We start from the raw sequence: 25764 nt of genomic DNA, 5'->3' as shown, positions 1-25764 counted from the left end.
AACATGCCTGCAAAAATTCCGATTACCGATAACCATATGCATATAGATCCGAGAGCCCGGGGGCTTGAAGCCGTAAAAGAGTTTCAGAAATCGGGAGGAACACACATAATCCTGGTTACGAAACCCAGCTGGTCCCTTGGAATTACGGTCAAAAAACCCGAGGATTATCTTGCGGTCTTTGAAGAAACCGTGGAAATCGCATCAAAAATCCGTGAAATCGGAGTAGGAGCTTTTCCGGTTCTCGGAGTTCACCCTGCCGAGATTTCAAAGCTTACGGAATACATGGAACTCCCGGAAGCGACCGAAACTATGAAAAAAGGCCTTGAACTTGCTGCGGGATATGTGGAAAGAGGCCTTGCCGTGGGAATAAAATCGGGACGCCCGCACTATCCCGTATCCTCAGAGGTATGGGCAGCCTCAAATGAGGTAATGGAACACGCCTTTTTTCTCGGGAAAGAACAGGACTGCGCAGTCCAGCTCCATACTGAAAATGTAGAGGAGCCCGAACTTCATGACATAGCAGAAAGGGCCAAAAAAACAGGGATAAAAATGTACAGGGTAGTCAAGCATTACTCGCCCCCCCTTGTAAAAACCTGTGAGGAACTTGGGATTTTTCCGGGAGTCATAGCCGTTAAAGGGGCAATCGAACAGGCGCTTGGAGAAGGTACCCGCTTTATGATGGAAACCGACTATATCGATGACCCTGATAGACCGGGGGCAGTCCTTGGCCCGAAAACCATCCCTAAAAGAACCCTGAAACTCATTGAAACGCATGGAGAAGAACCTTTTTGGGTTGTTCACAAGGAGAACCCTGAAAAAGTTTATGATATAGAGATAGAGCTTTAACACAACGCCGAAGATGCCGGTGTTCTAAAAGGCGGGATTAAAAAACAGAGTCAAAAGAAGTAGAATATAAAGCAAGAAGAAAGTAAAATAAGCAAAAAGTAAAGATAAGCAGATGATAACATAAGTTCAAAAAGTTTAAAGCCAGATCTGTCAGGGTAAACACAATCTCCATCAGAGTTGTTTCCGGGGGAAAACCTACCGGAAACAGTTTTTGATGCTGGGACGGAACCTCAATTTAAAGCTTTACAGTATCTCAATTTAAAGCTTTACAGTCAAACATTACAGTTTATTTGCGCTTTATTTTTACGATATCACCGAGGGTTGTGTCTTTTCTCATGTGAGAGACTTCCTGCCCTGCGTCCTCCACGCGCTCGGTGAGCTTGATGTTAAGGGTGTGTTCCAGCTTCTTTCTAACGGAATCTTCGGGCACAATTTCACTGCGCTCTATCTTTTTGATCAGAGATGCTTTTTCCTTGATGTTTTCAGCAAGATCCTCCTGAGACCAGCCTCTGGCCTCCCTTGCGTCCCGGATAATCTGATCGTAGTTGTCCAGGAGTTCATCTTTTAAAATATCGAAGAAATCCTTCTTTTGCCTCCTTTCAGTCCTTGGGACCGTACGAACTATCGGAGAGACTTTTCTTGATACGGGAGTCCGTTTGTCAACGGGCTGACCATAAGGTGCACATTTCTGGCAGACCTGGAGTTCGCTGTTATCAATTTTTACGCATATAGGCTTTCCGCGGATCTCTGCACCACATATTTCGCACTGCATGTTGATCACTTCGAAAACGCTATATACGGTACGAACTTAAATATTATTCGGAGCTCCATGACGGAAATTACCAAAAGTAAGGATGAAAGCATGCGCAGTCACCTTGTGAAGCCCGGATCTGTGTATGACGGAATCGAGCCTGGAGAGCTGGGGGAGTCAACTGAAAGCGTCCAGGACCGAGTGAGGCAACTTGAAAGCCGCAACAGTTTTCTGGAAGAGCAGTGCAGCCAGATAGAGTCCGAAAAACGCTATTTGGAGAACCAGAAGATCAAGTATGAGAGAGAAATACGAAAGCTTCAGTCGGAACTCGATCGCATGAAGACCTCTCCGCTGATCATTGGTACTGTTATTGATGTGATCAAGAATGATCGTATAATCGTCCGTAGCAGTAACGGGCCTCAGTTTCTGGTTAACGTCTCACAATATATTGACGAGAAAAAACTGTTGCCAGGGGCAAAGGTTGCCTTGAACCAGCATACACTTGCCATTGCAGAGGTTATTCCTTCAACAGAAGAGCCTTTTGTTGCTGCAATGGAAGTAATTGAAAGTATTGAAGTTGATTATGAGCAGATCGGCGGTCTCGATGAGCAGATTCAGGAACTTCAGGAAGCAGTCGAACTTCCGCTAATCGAACCTGAGCGCTTTGCCAGGATAGGAATTGAGCCACCCAAGGGAGTATTACTCTATGGGCTCCCGGGAACAGGCAAAACCTTGCTCGCAAAAGCCGTAGCCCACAGGACCAATGCTACGTTTATCAGAGTTGTTGGTTCCGAACTTGTACAGAAATACATTGGGGACGGTTCCAAACTGGTAAGAGAAATCTTCGAGATGGCAAGGAAAAAAGCTCCCAGTATCATATTTATCGATGAACTGGACTCAATAGCTGCAAGGCGCTTAAACGAGACGACTGGCGCAGATAGAGAAGTTCAAAGAACTTTGATGCAGCTTCTTGCGGAAATGGATGGTTTTGACAAGAGGAAAAACATTCGGATCATTGCAGCTACAAACAGACCGGATGTTCTGGACCCTGCAATTCTCAGGCCGGGCCGTTTTGACAGGCTTGTCCATGTTCCGATGCCCGGAATAGAAGCCAGAGGAAAAATCCTCAAAATCCATTGTGAAAGGATGACTCTTGCGGGAGATATCGACTTTAAAAAGCTTGCAAAAGTTACCGATGGGATGAGTGGGGCAGACCTGAAGGCAATTGCCACAGAAGCAGGCATGTTCGCGGTCAGAAAAGATAAGGCCCTTGTTGAGATGGAAGATTTCCTAGAAGCAGTTGGGAAGGTATCCATGGCTGCTGATACGCAGAAGATGATGCCTGGCAACCTTCCAGAGACAACAATGTTCGTGTAAAGAAATCCGGTGATTCGCCTTTTAAGAGCGCTTGTTTTTACCGGAAAAACTCCTGTTTCCCTTTGAGTTCTTAGGAAAAAGATCTCATGGGAAACCGGCAAACTATTTTTGTAATTCCTGCATAAAGATACCTGTGAATTCAGATTTTCATATCAAACCCGAGATCCGAATTCTGGGCATAGATGACTCTGCGCTCCTTAGTGAGAAGGTAATGATAGTTGGAACTGTTTTCAGAGGGGGAGACTGGATGGACGGAGTCCTGCGCTCGGAGATCACAAGAGACGGGCTTGACGCCACCGAAGTGATAAGCACGATGGTAAAAAATAGCAGGCATTACGGCCAGCTCAGGGTCATCATGCTTGATGGGGTCACTTACGGAGGCTTTAACGTGGTCGACACAGAGGAGCTTTACAGGGAAACCGGACTTCCTGTTATTGTGGTCATGCGGGCTTACCCGGATTTCGAAAAGATCAGGGCTGCCCTCAGGCACTTCTCCGATGGAGAATTGCGCTGGGAAATTATACAAAAAGCCGGAAAAATAGAAAAGCTGGTCACGGAAAAAAACGGCACTTCGATTTACATCCAGAAAGCCGGGATCGGAATAAAAAGCGCAGAAAAGATAGTCCGTCTCACTTCGATAAGAAGTAACATTCCGGAGCCTCTCAGGGTTGCTCATCTAATTGCAACAGGCATCATCTTCGGGGAATCAAGAGGAAAAGCATAACTGAAAACATAACCGATTTTTCCAGTATTCCGGGAGAGTATCATGAAGCAACCCCCAGTAGAAATCCGGCAGAATAACGAACTAAAGCCCCTATCTCCCCGAAACTTCAGGGAGTATATAGATGCACCGGGCAGGACATGATATCGGGATAAACGAAGAAAAAAATCCGGAAAAAAGGGAAAGATAAAAATACAGGAACCCGCCTCAAAAAAATATAAAAAATAAAAAAATATACATTTGAGGCAAAGAAATTAAAGAAGATGGCGAAAAAAATTAGAAATCGACCGGATAGTCCCCCGAGAGCAAAGGATATAATACATCAGACAGAGGACTAGAGTAACATTAATAAAATTATTAAACATACACAGCATAAATTCAAAAACTGGAAAAGGAAAACTATTAAATTGGTAACTGTATATGTGATGATTAAAATAATTTGTTCCTTGTTACAGTATAATGATTTCTAACACAATCCGTTAAATGATCACCCCAGCATATGGAGGAAAACAGTAGCATGAGATCCATTGTGGAAGAAGCCCTTGCTCGATCTGCCCTGGAAGGACGTGCCGGGCAGGGAGAATACTCAAATTCAGATTACTCTAATGAAAACTTAGAAGTGGATGCTGAACTTGAAGAAATACTGCGGAGCCTTAAAACAACCATCAAAGTGGTAGGTTGTGGAGGTGGCGGTTCGAACAGCATCCAGCGTATGATGGGCGAAGGTATCCAGGGAGCAGACCTTGTTGCTCTGAACACTGATGCCCAGCACCTTCTTCATATACGCTCCGGCAAAAAAATTCTCATCGGGAAAAAGAAAACCCGGGGACTTGGAGCCGGTAGCCTCCCCCAGATAGGAGAAGATGCTGCAATCGAGAGTATAGATGAGATAAACAAGATCGTCCAGGGCTCGGATATGGTCTTTATCACCGCAGGTCTTGGGGGAGGAACCGGAACAGGATCTGCCCCTATAGTGGCTGAGGCAGCCAGGGATGCAGGAGCCCTTACGATTGCAGTCGTAACCCTTCCGTTCAGTGTGGAAGGGCACGTAAGGAGGACAAATGCCGAGGCCGGGCTCGAAAGGCTTAGAGATGTTGCTGACACGGTTATCGTTGTTCCCAATGACAAGCTGATTGAAGTTGTCCCGAGACTTCCGCTTCAAGCTGCCTTTAAAGTCTCGGACGAAGTCCTTATGAGAGCAGTAAAGGGTATAACCGAACTGATCACAAAGCCCGGACTTGTCAACCTTGACTTTGCCGATATAAGGACTGTCATGCAAAACGGAGGCGTTGCTATGATAGGACTCGGAGAATCCGACGGTGAGAACAAAGCTGTCGAATCCGTCCAAAAGGCCCTGCGCAGCCCACTCCTTGATGTAGATATCTCAGGTGCGACCTCTGCCCTCGTTAATGTGGTTGGAGGCCCTGACATGACCATTTCGGAAGCCGAGAGTGTAGTGCAGGAAGTCTACAACCGCATAGACAGCAATGCCCGCCTGATCTGGGGAGCCCAGGTTGACTCTGAGTTGGAACAGACCGTACGTACCATGATCGTGGTTACAGGCGTTACATCTGCCCAGATTTACGGTCATGGAAGCGACAAGAACATTACATATAAATACGGAATTGACTTCGTAGAGTGATCAATCAGGAATAAACAGCAAAAATGGATACAGGCGTTCGGTTGGAGATAAATACTGTTTTCCTCTTCTTATTGGAAAAGAAGGAACGTAGAAATATAAATCCAATCGAAAACTATTTTTATGGTAAATGCAGTATGGTGCCGATACAATTCGGCACCAAAAATGAAAATTTTTTACTGACACGATTAGGGTTTTTATGTAAGCGAGAATCCTGCGTCTAAATTTTATGATGTGTTAAAGACCGTGTCAGTGATATCTTCATATAATAGGAATTAATAATATAATCCGCCCGTCCTTTCAAAACAGTAAATCCGATATTCTGCGATTGAGAAGCAAATGTCGGAGATGCAGCATACAGAAGAATAGATACGGGCAAAACTCCAGATATGAATATGTATATAAAAACCTGGATGTGAATTAATTGGTAGAATCCACATTTGAACCGAATATAACCACAAAAAGCGTTGGTCAGGCAATCCGGGCACACCTGAGGGTCCTGAAACTTACGAAAAAACCGTCCAGGGAAGAGTTCTTGACCATTGCCAAAGTTGCAGGTGCCGGCATTCTGGCTGTGGGAGCAATTGGATTTATTATTTACGTACTGCTGACAATGTTGCCCCAGTGGGTGGCCCAATGAGTGAGGATTCCCAGATATTCGTAATCAAAACCACGGCAAACCAGGAAAGGTCAGTTGCAATGACTCTTTCCAGGATCGCAAAGAAGGAAAAACTGGACATCAGGGCAATCCTGGCTCCTGACGAGCTCAAAGGATATGTCCTTGTCGAGGCCCCCAAATCCGGAATCGTGGAGCTGGCAATTCAGACAATTCCACATGCAAGAGCCCTTGTGAAAGGGAGTTCTTCAATTGCTGAAATCGAACACTTCCTTAAGCCCAAGCCAATAGTGACCGGTATCAAGGAAGGGGCTATAATTGAGGTTACCTCCGGACCCTTTAAGGGAGAAAAAGCCAGGGTTAAAAGGGTTGACGAAGGGCATGAGGAAATTACGGTGGAACTCTTCGATGCTGTGGTTCCGATCCCCATTACGATTCGCGGCGATACCGTAAGGATACTCAAAAAAGAAAACGAATAAGCCAGAAATCAGTGGGAAAATTCCAGCTTATTAATAACAAAAATCACCAGTACTCAGTGGATTGAGACAAATCTGCAAAATTCATACTTATTAAAACCGGTGAGACTCAGATGACAAGTATTGTTGAAGCACTTGTCCCCGGAGGCAAAGCGAATCCCGGACCACCATTAGGTCCGGCACTTGGTCCGCTCGGGGTCAACATAAAAGAAGTGGTCGAAAAGATCAACGAAAAAACAAGGGACTACAATGGAATGCAGGTCCCTGTGAAAGTAATTGTTGACGACAAGAAAAATGTCGAGATCGAAGTAGGCACCCCTCCTACCGCATCTCTGGTCATGAAAGAGCTGGGGATCCAGAAAGGGTCAGGAAATGCAGGAAGCGAGGTCGTTGGAAATCTTACAATCCCGCAGGTAGCAAAAGTTGCCCGTATGAAAAAGGAAGACGTGCTATCTTATGACCTCAAAGCCGCAATGAAAGAAGTAATAGGCTCCTGTGTCCCGATGGGCGTGAACGTAGAGGGAATGGAAGCTAAGGAATGCCAGAAGGCACTCGACGAAGGCAAATTTGACGACTTGCTTGCAGGCGAGGCATGGTAAGCCTTATTTTCCCTTACCTTTCAGTCCGTGACCTTGTCTACACACCAATAGTTTTAAATTGGATACCACTAATAGCACAAGAGCCTTGAACAGTGTTCTACTAGAATAGTTCAAGTTATTGGTGGCTTAGTGTTAGAAGTAACAGACCCAGGAGGGGAGCCCCTACGACCACCGTAGTAAGCCGGAACGGCTGTCTGGACATAAAGTTCAAACACTACGGGGAGGAACAAGATGGTAGAAAAGACTATACTGGAAGCTGTCAAGAAAGTCGTTGAGGATTCGCCAAAACGCAATTTCTCGGAAAGCGTAGATCTGGCGATTAACTTAAAGAACCTTGACATGAACCAACCAAAGAACAGAGTCGATGAAGAAGTAATTCTTCCGCACGGGCTCGGAAAAGAGCTGAAGATCGGCGTTTTTGCAAAAGGTGATGTTGGCCTGAAGGCAAAGGCTGCCGGTGCTGCGTATGTTATTTCTGACGTTGAGCTTGAAGAGCTGGCAGCTGACAAAAACAGAGCCCGAGTTCTTGCAAACGAATGTGACCTTTTTATCGCAGAAACTCAGTTCATGCCGATCATCGGTAAGAACCTTGGTATTGTGCTGGGACCCAGAGGTAAGATGCCTATCCCGCTCATGCCGAACAAGGATGTCGGTGAACTGATCCAGAGCAAGCAGAATGCGGTCAAGCTCAGGTCAAAAGACAGACTTACCTTCCATGTGGCTGTTGGCAGAAGGAACATGAATCCTGAAGACCTTGCCGAGAATGTTGAAACCATTGTTGGTAGACTTGAGCGTGTCCTTGATAAGGGCAAGCACAACCTCAGGACGGTCTATGTCACGACAACCATGGGAAAATCAGAGAGGGTGGTGTAAATGGCAGAAGAAAGGCATCACACCGAGCACATCCCGCAGTGGAAAAAGGATGAAATCGAAAACATTAAGGAACTCATCCAGTCCCATAAGGTTTTCGGGATGGTCGGGATCGAAGGCATCCTCGCAACCAAAATCCAGAAGATTCGCCGGGACCTTAAGGACGTTGCGGTGCTCAAAGTCTCCAGGAACACCCTCACAGAGCGGGCGTTAAACCAGCTTGGGGAAACTATTCCCGAGATGAACAGGTACCTTAACAAGCAGACCGCTCTGATATTTACCAATGAAAGTCCCTTCAAGCTTTACAAACTTCTCGAGCAGACAAAAACACCTTCTCCGATCAGGGGAGGTGCAATAGCTCCTGCGGATATAACTGTCCAGAAGGGGCCCACCAGTTTCCCACCCGGGCCTATTCTGGGTGAACTCCAGAGCGCAGGAATTCCCGCTTCTATCGATGCCGGAAAAGTCGCAGTTAAGGAAACAAAGGTTGTCTGTAAAGCAGGCGAGGTAGTCCCGCAGAAGCTCGCCACAATGCTTTCAAAGCTGGAGATTTACCCACTCATAGTAGGGCTTGACCTTAGAGCCGCCTACGATGACGGGACAATTTATGAGCCGGGACTCCTTGCAGTTGACGAAAGCAAGTATTTCTCTGACATAATCAGGGCAGCTCAGAATGCTTTCAATCTATCGGTCAACACCGCATACCCGACAAGTGCAACAATTAGCACCCTGCTGGCAAAAGCCAGTGCAGAAGCAAAGAACCTTGGTGTCAATTCTGTTATCCTTGAACCGGGAGTTATGGATGCTCTGCTGGCAAAAGCACATGTCCAGATGACAGCCGTTGCATCCGAAGCCGCAGACAAAGACGCAAATGCCGTGGATGACGACCTTAGGGAAGTTCTCGGAGCAGCCGCAAGTGCAGCCGCAAGTGCAGCCGCAGCAGCTCCAGCAGCAGAAGAAGAAGTAAAGAAGGAAGAAGAACCTGAAGAGGAAGAAGAGGATCATGCCGAAGAAGACGGAATGGCCGGCCTCGGTGCCCTTTTCGGATAAACAGATTTACAATTTACGCTAATATAAAGTTAGGTGATTAACGATGGAATACATATATGCAGCTCTCTTATTGCACAACGCTGGCAAAGCAGTTACCGAAGAAGCAATCACTGCCGTTCTTCAGGCAGCCGGTATCGAAGTGAACGAAGCCAGGGCAAAGGCCCTTGTTGCAGCCCTTGAAGGCGTGGACATCGAAGATGCAATCGCCAAGGCAGCATTCGCAGCCCCTGCTGCAGCAGCCGCACCCGCAGCAGCCGCAGCAGCAGAAGTAGAAGCTCCTGCTGAGGAAGAGGAAGAGGAAGAAGAGGATCATGCCGAAGAAGACGGAATGGCCGGTCTCGGCGCCCTTTTCGGATAATTTCAATACCAACAGCCTGCCTCAGGGCGGGCAACTTTTTTTTTGGATTTAGAAACTGTGTAATAATTATTGTACATTAAAATAGTCGTTGAAATCCATTAGGGACTATTTTTTAACCCCCTTAATATCTTCAATTTACATTATGTTCAACTCGTGTTCTACAGTTAACCGCTGGAATTCAACACTATACTATCCCGCAGATTTCAGACCCGTCTTCAAAACCATGTCTACCTATTTATAGAATAAACTAGAGAGTATGGCATGGTCAATATGACAAAACAAAAATTTGTCGTGCTAATCGAAAAAGACGAAGATGGGATCTACATCGGAACTGTTCCCGAACTGAAAGGGTGCATAGCTATGGAGATGCACCTGACGAGTTAATGGAGAACATCCGAGAGCCATCTTAGCCCATCTGTAACTCTTAAAATCAAAAAACGAATCTTTGCCGCCCATTAAGTTCCAGGGGATTCGGGAAATTGAAATCGAGGCTTAAAATTGATGTGATTCCCAATGAAAATGCCGCTCATCCAGGGGAAGAAATGTGTAAAATCGCCTTCAAACTGGATTTTGAGATGGTTCGGCAAAGAGGGAGTCATCGTATGGCAACACTCCAACGGAAGTACGACAACAATACCCCAGTGTATCCCGGCAAAAACCTGCCAAGAGTTTGACTCGTAAAATCTTAAATGACCTTGATATTCACAGTAGAAGATTACATAAAAATGAGATAAATCCTTTCAAATCCCTTCCATTTTATTTGGATTTTCTTTTGTAGAAAAACAAAACGCGATTGCCATGTCCCGATTTGACCCCATCCTTGCTTCAAAAGCCCTCTGGCAGATAAGGATAAAAAAGCGTCCTTTTGTCCTATCTCACGGCGTAAATGCTAACTGCAATATGCGTTGCAAGTTCTGCGAATACTGGAAAGAGACCGGAACAGAACCCTCAAGAGACGAGGTATTCAGGCTTCTGGATGATGCGAAAAAATTCGGGATCGGCGTTTATAACGCCTGGACAACGGAACCTCTACTCAGAAAAGACCTGCCCCTGATAATGGCTCACGCAAAGAAACTCGGGCTGGTCACCTCCATGGTCACGAACGGAAAGCTGCTTTACGAGAGAGTGGAAGAGCTTGAGGACGTGGACTTCCTGTCGGTTTCCGTGGATGGGGTTGAAAGCTACAAAGAAATCCGGCGGATGGATTTCGAAACCCTTCTGAAAGGCCTGAAAAAGGCTATTGAGGTCAGAAAACTCCAGAAACAGAAAAACCCGATCCTGATGAACTGCGTGCTCACAGGGAAAAACCTTGATGACATTGAAACCCTTATTCTGCTTGCAAAAAAGCTGGGCGTAAAAATTTCATTCGAACCCGTCCACGAGTTTCCGGGCATCAGCGAGGAAATCTGGAACGAGATCGGAATCCGCGACAAAGAAAAATTCCGCAGCGTCGTGGACAGGATAATCGAACTTAAAAAAGAAGGCTATCCCGTCATCAACTCAAAGACCTACCTCGGCATGGTCAGGGACGGAAACATGGACTACAAATGCCGGGCAAGCAGCGTAATCATCAACGTTACCTATGACGGTACAGCCGAAACCTGCCGGGTGCAGCATGAACCGCTCGGAAACGTCATGACGGACGGATTTGAGAAGGTGTGGAATAATTCCACGGAGCGCAGGAAAAAAATTGTAGAGAACTGTGAAAGCTGCCTTTTTTTCGGATATACGGAAAATAGCTTGATGCAGGGATTTAACCCGGAAGTTTTGATGCATTACGAGTGGATGTAACGGCAGAGTTGTGCCTCCAGAGTTCTGCTTCGGGATCACAGGAAATCGGATATTTTCTGGAAACTTCCGTTCAGACCCGGCATTCACATCCTCTTTCCTTGAGGATTCTGACCTGTTTTTCATAAGAGTCAACAAACTCGTCCTGCACAGCTTTTCCTGTCGCAAGAGCAGGGTCCAGTGGGGTATGGTGATTGTATCCTCTTCTTCCCATTTCTTCCACAAGAGCCTCGTGCCTCAGGTAGAGGGCTTTTAATTTCCCTTTCCATCTCAGGGTCTCGGGGTGGTGGGCATAAGCTTTCTTGTTATTGGTAATTATTGACCACAGGGCGTGCAATTCGCGGTGTTCTCCCAGAAGGTGCTGCCTGCACATATTCTCAGGAGGGATGTCCCAGATTCTCATATGATAAACTTGAACACATTTCAGAAAGGTTTTTCGGCAGAATTTTTTAGTTTTTTAAGCCTGAACTTATTGTGTTCAGGTGACTGTTTCTGATTCTATATTCCGATACCTATTTACTGGTAGCAGGTGAAAAATCCAGTCTATGAAACGGTGGATCTCAAGATCTTCTGCCTTGATATTTATTTTTATGGCGGGAATGTGTTTTTTGCTTATCCCTGTGTTCGCTCATGTTCCTACCTTTGGAGAGGGAGGCAAAAGCCCTGAAACCGCAACTTCCGTCGAAAACCCTGCAAAGTCCAGAGTCCTTTACGGACAGCTTTCAGATGAAGATGTTCAGTTCTACAGTTTTAAGATAGAAAAAGGAGAAAGAATCTTACTCGGACTGATTGTTCCTGTAGGGGGGGAAAGCCAAGATCATACTCCGGACCTGATCCTGATGGGTCCCGAGCTTGCTGATAAAGGAAAATTACCGGATACTTTAGAATTGCCCGAAGGATACGGGGCAAAGGTCTTTTCGGGAGAGATGCCTGAAAGCGCAACATACGAAGGCTTTACTCCGGCTGCTTTCTACTCCCTTGCTCGGGCAGACCTCCAGGCCCCTGAAAGCGGCACATACTATGTGGCAGTGAGTTCTATTGAGGGGGGAGGCAATTATGGGGTTATTCTGGGATACCAGGAAAAATTTTCCCTTCTTGAGTGGCTGTTAATTCCTCTGACCCAGATCAAAACCTATCTCTGGGAAGGACAGAGCCTGCCTTTTATTTTCTTTCCGCTGGGATTAACGCTTGCAACCGGGATTCTGGTAATTTCACTTAAAAAAGAAGCTGCATCCGGGTTCAATCCGGCACGCTGGTCAGGCTTGTTCGCAGGACTTTTCTTTCTGGGCACAGGTTTATCCTCCATATTCCAGATGCTTTTTTCACTAAGCAGAAGCTCGTATTCTCCTGAAGTAATCATTACGGTATTTCTGGCTCTTGTCGGTATCGGGCTTGGACTTACAGCCCTTATTCTTAGTCTGAAAGATGGAAGGTACGGCATAAAATCGACACGGAAACAGTTTTACTTTTTTGGGCTCGGGCTTGCGGGGCTTCTACTCTGGGCAGGCTGGTTTATGGGGCCTGTTCTGGCGTTTGAAGCGGCGGTTCTGCTCTGGAGGGAAAAAAACTGAAATGAGGGCGTGGGTGCAAAAGCTATAATATAACTAAGATACGAATAATAATGCATAGAAAATATAACCTGTAAAGCAGATTAGGTTCTATAACTTTTATAAATTTATTTAGTAACCGCATATAAGCGGCACTGGCTTACCGGGGGAAAATATATGGAAAATACTTCACTGGAATCAGGGCAGTCTGCACCTGATTTTTGCCTTCCAGACCAGGAAGGGAACCGGACCTGCCTTGAAAACTTCAGAGGTAAATGGGTAGTCCTATACTTTTATCCGAGGGATAACACTCCGGGCTGCAGCCTGGAAGCTAAAAATTTCAGCTGCCTGAAAAAATATTTCGAAGCTGAAAATGCGGTGATCCTGGGAGTCAGCAGGGATAGTGAGGAATCTCACAGGAAATTTATGGAAAAGAAAGAACTCAAAATAAAACTGCTTTCTGATGAGCAGGCAGAAGTCCACGGAAAATACGATGTTCTGCACCCTAAACACTTCAGGGGCAAGGATGTTATAAGCGCTGTCCGGACAACTTTTCTTATCAACCAGGAAGGAATAATTGTAAAGGTCTGGGATAACGTTAAAGCTGCGGGACATGCCGAAAAAGTACTTTCGGAACTGAAAAAATTGAAAGAAATGTGAAATGAAAATAAATTGTAAAGTAAATTTCAGTAATATTACCTGTATCAAAATTTGTTGATAATTGTGAACCTGAGATTTAGTTATTATCGAAAAATTAGGTTAAAATAAAGATAGAAAAAATAAGAATAGACTATTTAAACAGAACAAACTAAAAAAATAAAAATAGATTATTTAAAAAGAAAAAATAACCTTATCTTATTTTTATATCATCCAGCCTTTTAAAATAATTATAGCTGGTTAAGGCTCTTTCAAAGTACTATACTGGAAAGGAGCTTTTCCGATCTTTTTTACTTAGTGACGTACTGCGGTCTCATGAGTCTGATATGTTTCGGCTCTTACAGTGAAATAGATCATATAAAGTGCTGCAAGCCCGACAATTATGTAGATAATCCTCGAAAGAGTACTTCCTACCCCGAAAATAGCATCTACAAGGTTATACTCAAAGAGTCCGACAAGCCCCCAGTTTAATCCGCCCACTATAACAAGTATAAGGGCGATCAAGTCTACTGGATTCCTTACTGCCATAAGTATCACTCCCCTTTTACTTTATTTCCCGTTATTCCATGATGGGAGAAATATATAAATCCCAATATTTAAATTGGATGTACTTGTATTTATATGTGACTAATTTTAAAATTGGAGCCTTATAGAAGAAAATAAAAAATAAAATAATAATTAGTTATTTTAAAAAAGGAATTTTTATTTTAGTTGAATACCTGATAGCTTCTGTGGGGTGCGCTAGGGCAACTTTGATTGTTAAGGTTCTTTTCTAACCGGATATTATAAATATCAGCGTTGGGTTTCAATTCTGTCTTAATAAATAGTATCTGCTGTGCCTGCATTCTTGTTGAATCTGGTGGGTTGGCACCCTCAAGCCCGGGGTAAATTGCCCCCTCATGAAGCCTGCAGGCGAGTGTTAGGAGCGAGTGTCAGAGGGCTCCAAACATCCCGGATACTAAATATATGGAAATTACATAAAAAATTAAGTTCACAAATACTTTTCCAGCTTTATAGTCCGAATTTGCTTGATATTCACTTTCATATAGTTCAACGTATAACCTGTATGCTATTGATTTTCGGTTCCAGTTATCAATTAACACACAAAATGTTCCTACTAACATAATAAGAAAACTCGTTTTTGTTGCTAAATTAACGACCTCTGGATAACTCTTTATTAGTAAGAAAGGAAGTATAATACCATCAAGTCCTATGAAATACTTGTAGTAATTATCCAGAGAAAAATAATGCCGATTCATGCTTGTACACCTTATAAATTCTTGTCCTAAAATAAAAACAACAAGATAAATATTAACTTAATGCTTCAATACGATTATTTTTACCTGCTGATTGGTAGGTTTAAAGCCCAGTCTCTCTACAGAAATAGGTATATTTTAAGTTCCGTATCCGGGAGTAGGTGAAACACCTTAATCTTCCGGGGAAAACCCAAATTTTAGCTTTGGTAACCCTGTATAAATATCGATAGGAGTTAAAATCTCCGTATACAATATTAACAAAAAATCGGTAAAAATTATCTGGATAATATTGAGGGCTTCTACAGAGCTGAATATTTTTCAATATATAATTTGACGTCGAATTTTCTTTTGCAGCCCTCATAACTCATATATCGGATTTTTCCTGTTACTTCTCTTTCCTTCCAGGCTCGGTCATGGACGCCTCCGATACTCCAGGCAATTCCGGCATAACCATTGGGGTCCCTTCCGTCCAGCTCATACCTGTCGTTCAGGCAGATTGCAATTTCAAGGGCTTTTTCGGGAGATTCGCTCCATTCAAGAATCTTTTTTGCCCAGTACATCCGCATATAGCTGTGCATCTTCCCGGTACGGAGCAGTTCAATCTGGCTTGCATTCCAGAGTGGATCATGCGTCTTTGCGGCCTCGAACTCCTCAAGGGTGTAAATATACTTTCTCCGGTCATTCCGGTGGGCATTCAGGGACTTCTTTGCCCAGTCGGGAAAACTCTCAGAGCTATCATATTCGGGGTTGTAATAACAGAAGTTGTCCGCAATCTCTTTCCATACAAGGATCTCGTCCAGGAAATCTTTCTTTGATTCTGGGTCATTTTTTGCTTTTTCCACTTGAAGCACCACACTTTGCGCTGAGATTTGCCCGAAATGAAGGTAAGGGGAAAGGTTTGAGAGTACGTTCTTTGTAGGGTCGTTACGCAACGTGTTGTAAGAATCAAGCCGCTCTGCAAGAAAACTCTCCATTACCTTCCTAGCAGCTTTTTCTCCGGGTTCGAAATTATCGGGCTCAAAGAGCAAATCCTTATTTTTGTCGGAGATTTCCTCCGGAAGCAGGGCTTTTATTCCGGTTTCCTGTGCCCGGGATAAAATTCCCGGCATACCGGTCCCTGATCGGATTTTCAAAGATTCTGAGTTTGGCTCAAGTTCCGGAAATTCCTCCAGAAATTCGGAGAGGTGCCCATAGAGTTTCGGACGAAAAGTATGCGCCGCATACTCCTGTTTTGGAGAAGCTTCCCAGCAGGGCACCACATTGTGGGCATCAACCTCAAAAAACGGAATTTCGATTTCAGGAATAATTTTCTCTACCCATTCAGCCTTTATGCGAAGCGGACTGAAATCAGTAATTAGAGTCCCTACATCATACTCTTTTACAAACTCAGGGATTTTTTGCCCCGCGTCTCCTCGTAGAAAGTAGAAGGGAATCTTTCTCCGGGAAAGGGCTCCCTCAAGTTCCTGCAGACCTTTGAGCATGAATTCATAATGTCTTCTCCCAGCTCCCAGAAACCCTTCAGTCAGACAGAAAACCACAACTACAGGGACATTCGTCTCCTGTGCTATTGCCCGTGCAAAGAGCAGGGCCCAGTTGTCCTCAACCCTCTGGTCGCGGCTCATCCAGTAAGCAACAGACCCGTCTCCTGATTTCCCCGGTTTGAGAGTCCGGATGCGTTTAGGGTTCATATGCAGTTTTGGAGTTCCAGGATATATAGAACTAACATTAGAATAATGAAAATGGAAATTCTGCCCCGCCCGAGTTCTGTTTCGGCACCCGAGTTTCGCTTCGGGAGCACGAGGTCTGTTTCGCTCCGCTCAAGCAGACTAAATTACAATATCTCTGTCCCGTACGCTCAAGAAGACTAACTTAAAAACAACATGCTAGCAATCAAAAGCTTCTGAGATGCTTGTGAGTGTAAAAAAGAACAGCAGATCAAAAGGCAGAAATTTTGATCTTATTTCTCTTTCAAATCCGCTTTTTCTGCTTTTTGTGAAGGGCCGCCAGACAAGCTGGCGGAGGCGACGATATTTATCTATGAATTTTAATGAGATGCCCCTGGTCAAGATCTAAATTCGCCTGTTCCTTTTTTGCGTTGCAGAAGAGAAAAGTTCAGCCCTGTAAGAAGTAGAATCAAAAAACAAAAGATCCCGGTTTCAGATGTCTGAATAACATCAGATTAATACGGGACCGCCCAAACTTAAGAGAGCTTAAAACTCAAAGACCTGTCCGTCATACCCCAGGGGTAAAAACATTGATTCGATGTGGTGCGGGCGGAATAAGTGGCTGAGATGGGTCAGAATGACTTCTTTTGCGTTGAGCTTTTGAGCAAGTGCCATGGCTTCTTCCGAATTCATGTGCTTTTTAATGTGGATATGCGGAGGAACAATGGCATCTGCAATAAGAAGATCAGGGTCTTTCATATACTCCAGGCTTTTTTCAGGGATTTCCGTGTTCGTATCACTCGTGACCACAACCTTGGTATCCCCTTCAAGGATAACAACTCCTGCAGGGGTTTCTACCGGAGGGTGGGATACCTTAAAAAGAGTGAATTCAAGCCCGATCAATTCAAAAGGCTCATAGAGTTTTACATAGTGGTACCTGGGGTTCAGGAAAGAAACATACCGGTCTATGTAATCCAGGGTTTCTTGAATTCCATAGACGTCAACTTTATGCTGAACCCTGTAAAACTCTCCGAAGCCCGCGTAGTGGTCGTAATGTCCATGTGTCCAGATAACCCCGTCTATACCCGAAAGTCTTTGCCTGAGGAATTGCTGCCTGAGGTCCGGGCTGGTATCAATGAGAATTTTGCCCCGGTTGGATTCCACGAGGATTGAATAACGAAGACGCTGGCTCTTTCCACCTTTACGGGCGTCTTCACATGCCGGGCAGTTGCAGCCAATTTTCGGAGTCCCGACAGCGTCTCCGGTCCCGAGCAGCGTTAGCCTCATGAAAAATTCTTCCCTCTGTATTCATCGGATTTGAGGTTTGCCCTTTCATCAAAAGACTTTACGGCTTCCAGCAGGTCCTCCTGGGTGAGTACCTTGCGTTCTTCCAGAAGGGCGCTCAGGACAGCCTCCCTAATAACCATGCGCAGGTCGGAACCCGAATAACCTTCGGTTAATTCCGCAATCTCTTTCGTATCGAGGTCTCCCTCTATATGCCGGGTCACAATGTCCAGGATATTTTTGCGCATATCAAGGTCAGGCAGAGGGAAATGAACTATTTCGTCAAAACGTCTCCATGCGGCACTGTCAAGCATTCTGGGGTGGTTTGTTGCAGCAATCAGGAGGACTCCATGTTCTACCAGGCTGATTTCGTCTATAGCTTTCAGGAGCGTATTAACCGCCCTCTTGATTGCGGCGTTTTCGTCTGAAGTCCTGGCTTTTGCAACAAAGTCCAGTTCGTCTATGAAAAGAATACACGGATTCAGTTTTTTGGCAAGCAAAAAAACCCGGTCTATGTTTTTTGCGGTCTCTCCGAGGTACTGATCCGTAATCATCGAGAGCTTGACCTCTACAAAAGGTATGGAGAGCTGTTCGGAAAGGGCACGGGCAACTGATGTCTTTCCGGTGCCCGGCGGTCCTACAAACAGGAGTTTTCCTATATCATGCAGTCCGATTTCCCGCAGGTATTCCCTGTGCTGGATAGCTTTCATAATTTTTTCAATTTCGTCCTTCTGCTCTTCTGTAAGCACAAGATCCTTGACTTTCTGTTTGACGTCTTCAGGAGCGATAATGACAACGAGCTTGAGCATCTCTTCGCTTTTGTCCTCTTTCCTGATTTCGGATATCAGGGATTCGATCCATTCCCTGTCGACTTCCTTCGGCCTGATCTTTGCTTTTGCAGCGGCATAGTTTGCAGCCTCAACCTTTCTGACTTCTCCGAAATAATAAGCAAGGACAGGATTATTTTCAATTTTCTCCTGGGAACCTTCCTGTTTTTCAAACCATTCTGCGGCAAGTTCAAATGCACTCAGGCGGAGTTCAAAGTGAGCCCTATCGACGCTTATGAAAGGTACATTCCTTACACTTTTTTCGATATCTTTAACCCCATATAGTTTTTCGAGCCTTACAAATGAAGCTATTATGGGTTTGGGAACTGTTTTTTCTGTGCTGCTCCAGTAACTTTTCCGAATATTCTTGGGAAGGTCGTTCACGTCCAGTTCTGGATAGCGGTTATAGATCTCTGCGGTCAAAAGCAGCTCTACTATGTCTAGTATAATCCCTGACATGTTTTTTTACCCGTTACGTATTGAGGTGAGCCCATTAGTATGCGGTGGGCGATCAATTACCGTAATTATCTTAAGTAATTTTCTTAATTCTTTGTTTAAGTTGCTAAAAATATTAATTGATTTTCTTCAAAGATATAATTTACGAAGCAGGCGACAGATCTTGTTGAAGGGCAGAACACCGGCAGGAGATGATAACTTTATCTATCAGAAGGGCTTTATCATTTACTCCGTCTCTTCATGAAATCGAGAGTATAATCTCAGAAAAAATATCTACAAATCTGCAAACGTCTCGAGTTTCAGGGAGTATATTTGGGAAGTGATTCGATCATTCCCATAAAGCAATCCAGTTCCGGTACACATTCCATATCCGCTTCTGAAATGCCAAGGCGTTATTAGAGACCTCATATATTAAATTTACTATTGTTCCGGGGTAATATTTCCGGAAAATCTCTCTATCTAAGGAAATCCAGAATTATCCCTAGAGAGGACTACTGCATGAAAAGAGAACAGCTCTATTCAGGGAAAGCAAAGACCATCTATGCTACAGATAATCCCGACACCTTAATCGCCGAATTCCGAAACAGCCTGACCGCGTTCAACGGGGAGAAAAAAGGCGAGATGGAAAAGAAGGGTTACTACAATGCCCAGATCTCTAAAAAGGTATTTGAAATGCTGGGAGGCAGCGGGATAAATACGCATTTTGTCAGCATGCTTTCTAACATTGAGATGCTTGTAAAGAAAGTTGAAATCATAAAGATCGAGGTTATTGTCAGAAACATTGCCGCGGGCTCCATTACAAAAAAATATCCGATGAAAGAAGGTACTATCTTCAAGTCCCCTGTTCTCGTTTTTGATTTCAAAAGCGATGATTACGGAGATCCTATGCTAAATGACGACATCGCGGTTGCGCTTGGTGTCGCAACCCGCGAAGAACTTGCTGCCCTCCGGAAACTTGCGCTCAGGATCAATGAGCTACTTGTACCTTACCTTGACGAGAAGGGAATCCTGCTCCCCGATTTCAAGCTTGAGTTCGGAAGAAGGGACGGGGAAATAATCCTTGCCGACGAGATCTCCTGTGACACCTGCCGTTTCTGGGACAAGAAAACCGGGCAGTCCATGGATAAAGACGTTTTCAGGTTTGACAAAGGTGACATTTCCAAAGCTTATGAAGAAGTTGCCCGGCGCATTGTGCCCGAGATTTTTGAATAAGCCTTAATAAATCTAACCTAAACCGGACCTGGAAACTTGAATAATTCAAAAAGGGCTTTCAAGGTCCTGTTTATAGGTTTTAAATATAGGGTGGGGCTTCTTTTTTACCTCCCTATTTTCCTAACTGCTCAATTTCAGTGCTCTATTTTAGCTTTGAATCCTTAGAGACTGAAAAAAGAATCGAGCGTTTTCTGGAACCGAAAATCAGAAAGCATCTTTGCCTGCTTTATCCATTCTATTTTTGGAGTTTTCACCCGGCCTGCAAGGTCCGAAACCGCTGCTTCCAGGGATTCGAAGGTTCCTGGGGGATTTTGAAGTGCATTTCTCATACCCTCCCGGACCACCCAGACTCCGAGAGGAGCCCAGTAATCGGGAGTAATTTCCCTCAGCACAAAGACTGAAGCCTGCCTCTTGATTTCTGTCAGGTACTCAAGTACGGGAAGCCTTGCTGCATAATATCCTCCTGCCAGAGGGGAGTACCCTTTCTTTCCGTCAAGCCCTTCACTGTCCTCTCCTATCCAGCTTGATTCCCCGGACCAGACAGTTTTTGGGAGCCAGATTTCAATAAGTTCAAAGGAATAAGCCCTTGGAAGGATAAGGACTTCAAAATGGTTTCCGAAATGCGTCCCGCTGAAAAGCCTGATGTCAGAAACCCAGGGAAAATCCTTTATGCGGTCTGCAAGTTCCTTTCCTGCCATATCGTCCACGGCTGTGATAGACCAGCGGGTAGGCACTATTTTACGCTCTTTTCCGAGCAGACCTATGGAAAAAAGACGGGTGATATGTTCCGTGGAAACGTCACTTTTTAATAGTTCGGTAACAGCATCTTTTGCGAGGGCATCGGTATCATAGACCAGGTAATCCACTTTTTTAGGGACATCCGGATTTTCGGCCAGCTCAAAGTTTTTCATAAGTCCTGAAGGGCCCATAGGTGTCAGGACTGCATCGAATTTGAGTTCCTGTTTGGGGGCTTTAAAAAACCAGGCCTCGGTATCCACTGGCTTTTTAGAAAGCGCCAGTTCCTGGGCTTTTACAAGAAGAGGATTTTCTTTGCTCCGTGCATCTTTTACATGCAGGCTCGTGTTTGCCCTGACCATACGGGAACGCATGGAAATGACGTCTTCTATCTTCATGTTTCCCCAGGCTGAAGGTTCTTCTAAAAGCAAAGCTTCGTTTTCCTTTGCTAAAGGAGGGATCAAGGGGCCTGCCGAAACCCTGGGGTGACCGTAGCTTCCTACAAAAAGAGCTGGGGGAGATGCCCCAAATACGGAATCTCCTGAAATTGCAGGAGAAATTGATTGCAGGGACCTGAACTTCTCTAAAATTGGACAGTGGGGGCGCCCGCAAAGTCCTTTTCCCTTGCATTTTATGCACAGTGAGTCTTTCACTTCTCGTTCATATCCTTGCAGATGATACAGGCTTTAGCTTCAGGCTCATTTTTGTATAGCCAGCCAGACTTCTGGACAAAACAGCAAATACTGCACATACCATTTACTTTTTCCTGAGAGGATAAACCGCCGTTTAAGAGTACTGATGCAAATTTTCTAATTTCATTCTGGGTCTCCTCTGAAAAATCAACTTCAGCTCCGCGTTTTTCACTCACATACTGGGATACCGCAGCTCTCGAAAGCTCAAGGATATCCGCTACATCCTGCTGGGTGCATCCATGCTCAAAAATCATCACCCTTGAAAGCTCAGCTCTGATTGCAGGCAAGACTTTCTGTACCATTATTTCGCATGTTGTTTTCATTGGAGACCAACACTTGCAAGGATAAATATATATAACGCATTTTTTGTACGATTTCCGAGCAGGAATTCGTCTTCCAGCCATATATCTGCTGGAAGAAGATGCATGCTATCGAAAAACTGTCAAAAAGATACGTACAACTCCGAATCTGAGTCTATAGGCTGATACTCCTGTTCTCAGGCTATTTTTTCCGTTGGGGGACGGGTTCGGAGTTTAATTTTTAATTTGTTCAGCAGAGAAACCCTTTTCCATGAGGACTTCTTTCATGCGGGCCAGGTGGTTGCCCTGAAGTTCTACAGTGTTTCCTTTTACTGTACCGCCGCATGCAAATTTTGATTTAAGATATGTGGAAAGTTCATGAAGGTCAATTTCACTTGCATCGAAACCTTCTACAACAGTGACTTCTTTTCCATATCTCCTTCTGTTTACTTTCACAGTAATTCTCTGTTGCTCTTTTGCAACCTCTTCGCAAATGCAAAGTTCTTTTGGAAGCCCGCATACCGGGCACATTCCGCTGCTCATTTGTTAGTATGTCCTCCAAATTTGTAATCATTGTATATGTAATTTACATCCGAAAATAACTAAATAGATATAAAGTACTTATCAATGATGGTATTAAAGCCTAATGGTATTTTTAAGGCACTTTATACTGAATTTCAGTCATAAACTGAAATCTCCAATAATATAAAAAGCCAACCAGATCTTCGTATTTCTTTGCTTTTCGTATTTGCAGTAAATAGTCTCACAGGGAGACCGGAAATCTCCCGGTCTTAGCTTCAAGAAATAAAATCTCCGGAAAAACCAGATTCGTATCCTGAAGAATAAACCCCTAAAATTGTGTTTTTGCCGGAAAAAGCATTTTTCAGCTATCAAAAAGCTAAATATAGCTTGAACCCCATCTTTTTATATAACCTATATGATTAGGTATTTATACACTTTAGATATATAAACATGTCTGTATAATATTCAGAGATCAAACATATAGGGAGGTACCATATGAACGAGTTAATAGGTTTTGTGAACGGGAACAGCGTAAGGCAAAAAGTGCTCTCTCTGCTCTCCTCTAAAGGGGAAATGGAAGGAAAGCGTATCTCTAAAACTCTTCGGGTGGTATATCCTACCATAGCAAAAACTCTTGAGGAACTGGAAGAAAAAAAGCTAATTGCAAAAAAAGAAAATGTTTACTTCCTAACCGAAACCGGAATTAAGGTAGAAAAAATGGTTCAGCAAATCTAACTTCTAAATCTAATTTCTATATTCAATTTTCTACTTTTTTAGTTTCAAATTTCATTTTTTAAAGCTGGTTACTTTTCAGATTTTCTGCATTCTTCTTCATTATATCCGTTAATTTGAAGAATATGTATTCTGAATTTTCTTAAATTCTTCCTTTCTTCTGATATCTTCTTCAATCCCTTCTTTTTCATGCTCTCGATTTTTTAAATCTCTTCTCACTTCTTACCTTCTTTCCGGATTTTATTCTCGAAAATCCGGGAAATCTGCGGGCAAAGCGTTTGCAGATGCTTGTTCCGGATAAATATTTTTTTCTCTGGCTTAAAGAAATATTTATCTAATCCCTGTCCCTTTATGTGCGCATAATCTATTATCGTTATATTGAAAAATCGCTATATTGGAAACCCTGAAATTTTAGGGAAGTTACAAAAGAAATTAGAGCTTCGGCATTTAAATGAGGCTTAAGAATCAGAGGCAAGGCAATGTTACCTGAAGAAGATCTGAAGATTATTCAAAAAGAACTTGGGAGAGAGCCTACCCTTGTAGAACAGGGCTGTTTTTTAAATTTGTGGAGCGAACACTGCTCCTACCGCTCAAGCGCCCCTCTCCTTAAAACTTTCACAAGCACGGGCGAAAACGTCCTTATCGGTCCCGGAGACGATGCTGCAATTCTTAAATTCGAAGAAGGATATGTGCTTGCCATAGGCATGGAAAGCCACAACCACCCTTCATACGTAGACCCCTACAACGGGGCAGCTACCGGGGTTGGAGGAATCGTGAGGGATATTATATCTATGGGAGCTCGTCCGATAGCTCTTATGGACCCCCTCTATTTCGGGCCTCTGGACACCCCGAAAAACCTTTTCCTTTTTGAGCAGATCATTAAAGGAATCGCAGGGTACGGGAATTGTATAGGAGTGCCCGTGGTAAACGGCGAGACCTTTTTTGACCGCCGATACAGCGGAAACCCGCTGGTAAATGTTGTTGCAGTCGGGCTCTGCAAGGAAGAAAATATTACTACAGCCCGATCCCAGAAAGCCGGAAACAAGCTCATTCTTGCAGGTTCAAGCACCGGAAAAGACGGATTAGGAGGCGCTTCCTTTGCTTCCAGAGACCTATCCGAGTCCGCTGAAGCCGAAGACCGCCCGAGTGTTCAGGTAGGAGACCCCTACACCGAAAAGCTTGTCATGGAAATGACCCTTGAAGCCATAGAAAAAGGCTATGTAAAGTCCTGCAAGGATCTCGGGGCTGCCGGGCTTGGGGGCGCAAGCTCGGAACTGGCTGCAAAAGGAGGCCTTGGAGCCCGTATAATTACAGATGCGGTCCCGCAGCGCGAACCCAATATGAATGCCTACGAAATCCTGCTTGCCGAGTCCCAGGAACGCATGCTCTTTGAAGTAGCTCCTGAGGATGTCGATGCAGTCCTTGCTCTGGTCCGGAAGTATGACCTGAACGGGGCTGTGGTCGGATACCTTACGGAAGAGCCCACATATGCCGTTGAGTTCAGAGGGGAAATCGTCGCGGACATCCCAATAGCTTTTCTGACGGGAGGCGCCCCTGCCTGTGAGCAGACCTCAGAAGTCCCCACGCAGAGGGAAGAAGGCAAGAAGCCGGAAGCTCCCGAAGACCTGAAAGCTGCTTTCCTGAAAGTCCTGTCTTCCCACAATATTGCCTCAAAGGAATGGATCTACAGGCAATATGACCATGAGGTCCAGCTCAGGACCGTTGTCAAGCCCGGGGAAGACTCCGGTGTGCTCAGGATAACCGATTCAAAAGGAATCGCACTTACCTGCGGCTGCCAGCCCAGAGTCACCCTGCTTGACCCCTACACCGGGGGAAAGACCGCAATTATCGAAAACGCCATGAATCTTGCAGTAAAAGGGGCAGAACCGCTGGCAATCGTAAATTGCCTTAACTTCGGAAACCCTGAGCGTCCTGAAACATACTCTCAGTTCAAAAATGCCGTACTTGGGCTTGGAGACGAAGCCAGAAAGTTTTCAATCCCGGTCGTCGGAGGAAATGTTTCTCTCTATAACGAGAGTGACGAGTTTAAGACCGCAATCCCCCCCACCTCCTCGATAGGCATGATAGGAAAAGTTGACCTAGAAACTCCTCTCCCTTCAGGTTTCTTTGCAAAAGCCGGAGACAGCATTATCCTTGTAGGAGAGACAATTCCTGAAATGGGAGGCTCCGAATACTACGCCTGTATGGAGTCCGAAAACGCCGGAAAGGTCCCGGCAGTCCCGGAGAATGCTCCTGAACTTATAAAAACCATAATTAAAGCTGTTAAAAGTGGAAAGCTGAGCTCCGCACATGATCTCTCTCTCGGAGGACTTGGGGCAGGGCTTGCAAGGATGTGCAGGAACATGGGTGCAAAAGTAGACCTCGGGAAAGTTGCAGGAGAAATACAGGCAGACGAACTCCTGTTCTCAGAAGGTCCGGGAAGGGCCCTGCTTGTAAGCTCCGAACCCGAAGCCGTGCAGGAAATTCTTGAAGGCATGCCCTATGTGGTAATCGGAAATGTTGGCGGTGAGACTCTTGAAATCAAAGGCAAGAACTTCGAGCTTTCCCTTTCCCTAAAAGAAATGGCAGAAGCTTACGGCAGCCTTACTCGTTTCATGATGGGATGATTCCTTCATCCCTCTTGATTGCTGTACTGGCTTGTAAGTCGTTTTTATCTGGCAGGCAGGTGGACTCCAACCCGTTGCGGCGCAGGGAGGGAATACTGAGATATTCATTTTTCGGGATCAGAAGCGTGATTCCTATTTAATCTGGAACAGGTTTCTTTGAACG

General features: G+C 44.7%; 27 protein-coding genes. 18 read left to right on the top strand and 9 right to left on the bottom strand.

Annotated elements, in window-relative coordinates; translation table 11 throughout:
- The first annotated feature begins 3 nt into the window (after positions 1-3).
- Positions 4-846: a TatD family hydrolase gene (locus MSSIT_RS18030; RefSeq protein ID WP_048175059.1), complete on the top strand. Its 843-nt coding sequence runs from the start codon at positions 4-6 to the stop codon at positions 844-846.
- A 286-nt stretch (positions 847-1132) separates the two neighbouring features.
- On the opposite strand, the gene MSSIT_RS18025 is transcribed toward MSSIT_RS18030, so the two are convergent.
- A complete protein-coding gene (locus MSSIT_RS18025) occupies positions 1133-1618 on the bottom strand; it encodes a multiprotein bridging factor aMBF1 (RefSeq protein WP_048173868.1) in 486 nt (161 codons plus the stop codon).
- A 57-nt stretch (positions 1619-1675) separates the two neighbouring features.
- On the opposite strand from MSSIT_RS18025, the gene MSSIT_RS18020 reads away from it, so the two are divergent.
- The 12 genes from MSSIT_RS18020 to MSSIT_RS17965 all read left to right on the top strand — a co-directional run bounded on the left by MSSIT_RS18020 (position 1676) and on the right by MSSIT_RS17965 (position 11094).
- Positions 1676-2974: a proteasome-activating nucleotidase gene (locus MSSIT_RS18020; protein WP_048173867.1), complete on the top strand. Its 1299-nt coding sequence runs from the start codon at positions 1676-1678 to the stop codon at positions 2972-2974.
- Between the two features lie 133 nt (positions 2975-3107).
- Positions 3108-3698: an endonuclease dU gene (locus MSSIT_RS18015; protein ID WP_048175058.1), complete on the top strand. Its 591-nt coding sequence runs from the start codon at positions 3108-3110 to the stop codon at positions 3696-3698.
- A gap of 514 nt (positions 3699-4212) precedes the next feature.
- Positions 4213-5337, top strand: a complete 1125-nt coding sequence (gene ftsZ / locus MSSIT_RS18010; RefSeq protein WP_048173866.1) for a cell division protein FtsZ — start codon at positions 4213-4215, stop codon at positions 5335-5337.
- Between the two features lie 421 nt (positions 5338-5758).
- Positions 5759-5974, top strand: coding sequence for a protein translocase SEC61 complex subunit gamma (locus MSSIT_RS18005; protein WP_048129861.1), 216 nt, complete (start codon positions 5759-5761; stop codon positions 5972-5974).
- Positions 5971-6429 carry a transcription elongation factor Spt5 gene (locus MSSIT_RS18000; protein WP_048173865.1) on the top strand — a complete coding sequence of 153 codons (459 nt, stop codon included), beginning with the start codon at positions 5971-5973 and terminating at the stop codon, positions 6427-6429. The genes MSSIT_RS18005 and MSSIT_RS18000 overlap by 4 nt, the downstream gene beginning before the upstream one ends.
- A 110-nt stretch (positions 6430-6539) precedes the next feature.
- Positions 6540-7025: a 50S ribosomal protein L11 gene (locus MSSIT_RS17995; protein ID WP_048173864.1), complete on the top strand. Its 486-nt coding sequence runs from the start codon at positions 6540-6542 to the stop codon at positions 7023-7025.
- Positions 7026-7256: 231 nt separating this feature from the next.
- The gene (locus tag MSSIT_RS17990) at positions 7257-7898 is read left to right on the top strand and encodes a 50S ribosomal protein L1 (RefSeq protein WP_048173863.1); all 642 of its coding nucleotides are present in this window, start codon (positions 7257-7259) and stop codon (positions 7896-7898) included.
- Positions 7899-8945 carry a 50S ribosomal protein L10 gene (locus MSSIT_RS17985; RefSeq protein ID WP_048173862.1) on the top strand — a complete coding sequence of 349 codons (1047 nt, stop codon included), beginning with the start codon at positions 7899-7901 and terminating at the stop codon, positions 8943-8945.
- Between the two features lie 43 nt (positions 8946-8988).
- Positions 8989-9303, top strand: coding sequence for a 50S ribosomal protein P1 (gene rpl12p, locus MSSIT_RS17980; protein ID WP_048173861.1), 315 nt, complete (start codon positions 8989-8991; stop codon positions 9301-9303).
- Between the two features lie 261 nt (positions 9304-9564).
- Positions 9565-9687: a type II toxin-antitoxin system HicB family antitoxin gene (locus MSSIT_RS23720; protein WP_197080297.1), complete on the top strand. Its 123-nt coding sequence runs from the start codon at positions 9565-9567 to the stop codon at positions 9685-9687.
- A gap of 129 nt (positions 9688-9816) precedes the next feature.
- Positions 9817-9984 carry a hypothetical protein gene (locus tag MSSIT_RS25075; protein ID WP_231589981.1) on the top strand — a complete coding sequence of 56 codons (168 nt, stop codon included), beginning with the start codon at positions 9817-9819 and terminating at the stop codon, positions 9982-9984.
- Between the two features lie 117 nt (positions 9985-10101).
- A complete protein-coding gene (locus MSSIT_RS17965) occupies positions 10102-11094 on the top strand; it encodes a radical SAM protein (protein WP_048173859.1) in 993 nt (330 codons plus the stop codon).
- Positions 11095-11164: 70 nt separating this feature from the next.
- Here the strand turns inward: MSSIT_RS17965 and MSSIT_RS17960 are convergent, their stop codons facing one another.
- Positions 11165-11494 carry a pyrimidine dimer DNA glycosylase/endonuclease V gene (locus tag MSSIT_RS17960; protein WP_048173858.1) on the bottom strand — a complete coding sequence of 110 codons (330 nt, stop codon included), beginning with the start codon at positions 11492-11494 and terminating at the stop codon, positions 11165-11167.
- Positions 11495-11681: 187 nt separating this feature from the next.
- Here MSSIT_RS17960 and MSSIT_RS17955 point away from each other — a divergent pair, with 187 nt between their 5' ends.
- Together MSSIT_RS17955 and MSSIT_RS17950 are read left to right on the top strand one after the other, a co-directional pair.
- Positions 11682-12662: a hypothetical protein gene (locus MSSIT_RS17955; RefSeq protein WP_231589979.1), complete on the top strand. Its 981-nt coding sequence runs from the start codon at positions 11682-11684 to the stop codon at positions 12660-12662.
- Between the two features lie 153 nt (positions 12663-12815).
- Complete coding sequence (locus tag MSSIT_RS17950) at positions 12816-13298, top strand: peroxiredoxin (protein WP_048173856.1); 483 nt, start codon at positions 12816-12818, stop codon at positions 13296-13298.
- 291 nt (positions 13299-13589) lie between these two features.
- Here the strand turns inward: MSSIT_RS17950 and MSSIT_RS17945 are convergent, their stop codons facing one another.
- The 4 genes from MSSIT_RS17945 to MSSIT_RS17920 all read right to left on the bottom strand — a co-directional run bounded on the left by MSSIT_RS17945 (position 13590) and on the right by MSSIT_RS17920 (position 18785).
- Positions 13590-13823 carry a DUF378 domain-containing protein gene (locus tag MSSIT_RS17945; RefSeq protein WP_048173855.1) on the bottom strand — a complete coding sequence of 78 codons (234 nt, stop codon included), beginning with the start codon at positions 13821-13823 and terminating at the stop codon, positions 13590-13592.
- 1027 nt (positions 13824-14850) lie between these two features.
- On the bottom strand, positions 14851-16239 hold the full coding sequence (locus MSSIT_RS17935; protein WP_048173853.1) for a deoxyribodipyrimidine photo-lyase: 1389 nt from the start codon (positions 16237-16239) through the stop codon (positions 14851-14853).
- Positions 16240-16761: 522 nt separating this feature from the next.
- Positions 16762-17502 carry an MBL fold metallo-hydrolase gene (locus MSSIT_RS17925; RefSeq protein ID WP_048173851.1) on the bottom strand — a complete coding sequence of 247 codons (741 nt, stop codon included), beginning with the start codon at positions 17500-17502 and terminating at the stop codon, positions 16762-16764.
- Complete coding sequence (locus tag MSSIT_RS17920) at positions 17499-18785, bottom strand: ATP-binding protein (RefSeq protein WP_048173850.1); 1287 nt, start codon at positions 18783-18785, stop codon at positions 17499-17501. Before MSSIT_RS17920 ends, MSSIT_RS17925 begins: the two co-directional genes overlap by 4 nt.
- Positions 18786-19280: 495 nt before the next feature.
- On the opposite strand from MSSIT_RS17920, the gene purC reads away from it, so the two are divergent.
- Positions 19281-19994 (top strand): phosphoribosylaminoimidazolesuccinocarboxamide synthase, encoded by a 714-nt coding sequence (gene purC, locus MSSIT_RS17915; RefSeq protein WP_048173849.1) that lies wholly within the window; start codon positions 19281-19283, stop codon positions 19992-19994.
- A gap of 161 nt (positions 19995-20155) precedes the next feature.
- On the opposite strand, the gene MSSIT_RS17910 is transcribed toward purC, so the two are convergent.
- The 3 genes from MSSIT_RS17910 to yciH form a co-directional block, all read right to left on the bottom strand.
- On the bottom strand, positions 20156-21382 hold the full coding sequence (locus MSSIT_RS17910; protein ID WP_048173848.1) for an Nre family DNA repair protein: 1227 nt from the start codon (positions 21380-21382) through the stop codon (positions 20156-20158).
- Positions 21379-21744, bottom strand: coding sequence for a transcriptional regulator (locus tag MSSIT_RS17905; RefSeq protein ID WP_048173847.1), 366 nt, complete (start codon positions 21742-21744; stop codon positions 21379-21381). Before MSSIT_RS17905 ends, MSSIT_RS17910 begins: the two co-directional genes overlap by 4 nt.
- Positions 21745-21954: 210 nt before the next feature.
- Entirely contained in the window at positions 21955-22263 is a 309-nt protein-coding gene (gene yciH, locus MSSIT_RS17900; RefSeq protein WP_011023951.1) for a stress response translation initiation inhibitor YciH, read from the bottom strand.
- 474 nt (positions 22264-22737) lie between these two features.
- Here yciH and MSSIT_RS17895 point away from each other — a divergent pair, with 474 nt between their 5' ends.
- Both MSSIT_RS17895 and purL read left to right on the top strand, forming a co-directional pair.
- Entirely contained in the window at positions 22738-22977 is a 240-nt protein-coding gene (locus tag MSSIT_RS17895) for a transcriptional regulator (RefSeq protein WP_048173846.1), read from the top strand.
- Between the two features lie 476 nt (positions 22978-23453).
- Positions 23454-25601, top strand: coding sequence for a phosphoribosylformylglycinamidine synthase subunit PurL (gene purL / locus MSSIT_RS17890; protein WP_048173845.1), 2148 nt, complete (start codon positions 23454-23456; stop codon positions 25599-25601).
- The last annotated feature ends 163 nt before the right edge of the window (positions 25602-25764 follow it).

The sequence above is a fragment of the Methanosarcina siciliae T4/M genome (assembly GCF_000970085.1).
Taxonomy (GTDB): Archaea; Halobacteriota; Methanosarcinia; order Methanosarcinales; family Methanosarcinaceae; genus Methanosarcina; species Methanosarcina siciliae.
Note: the sequence above shows the minus strand (reverse complement) of the source record. Positions and strands in the feature narration are given on the sequence as shown.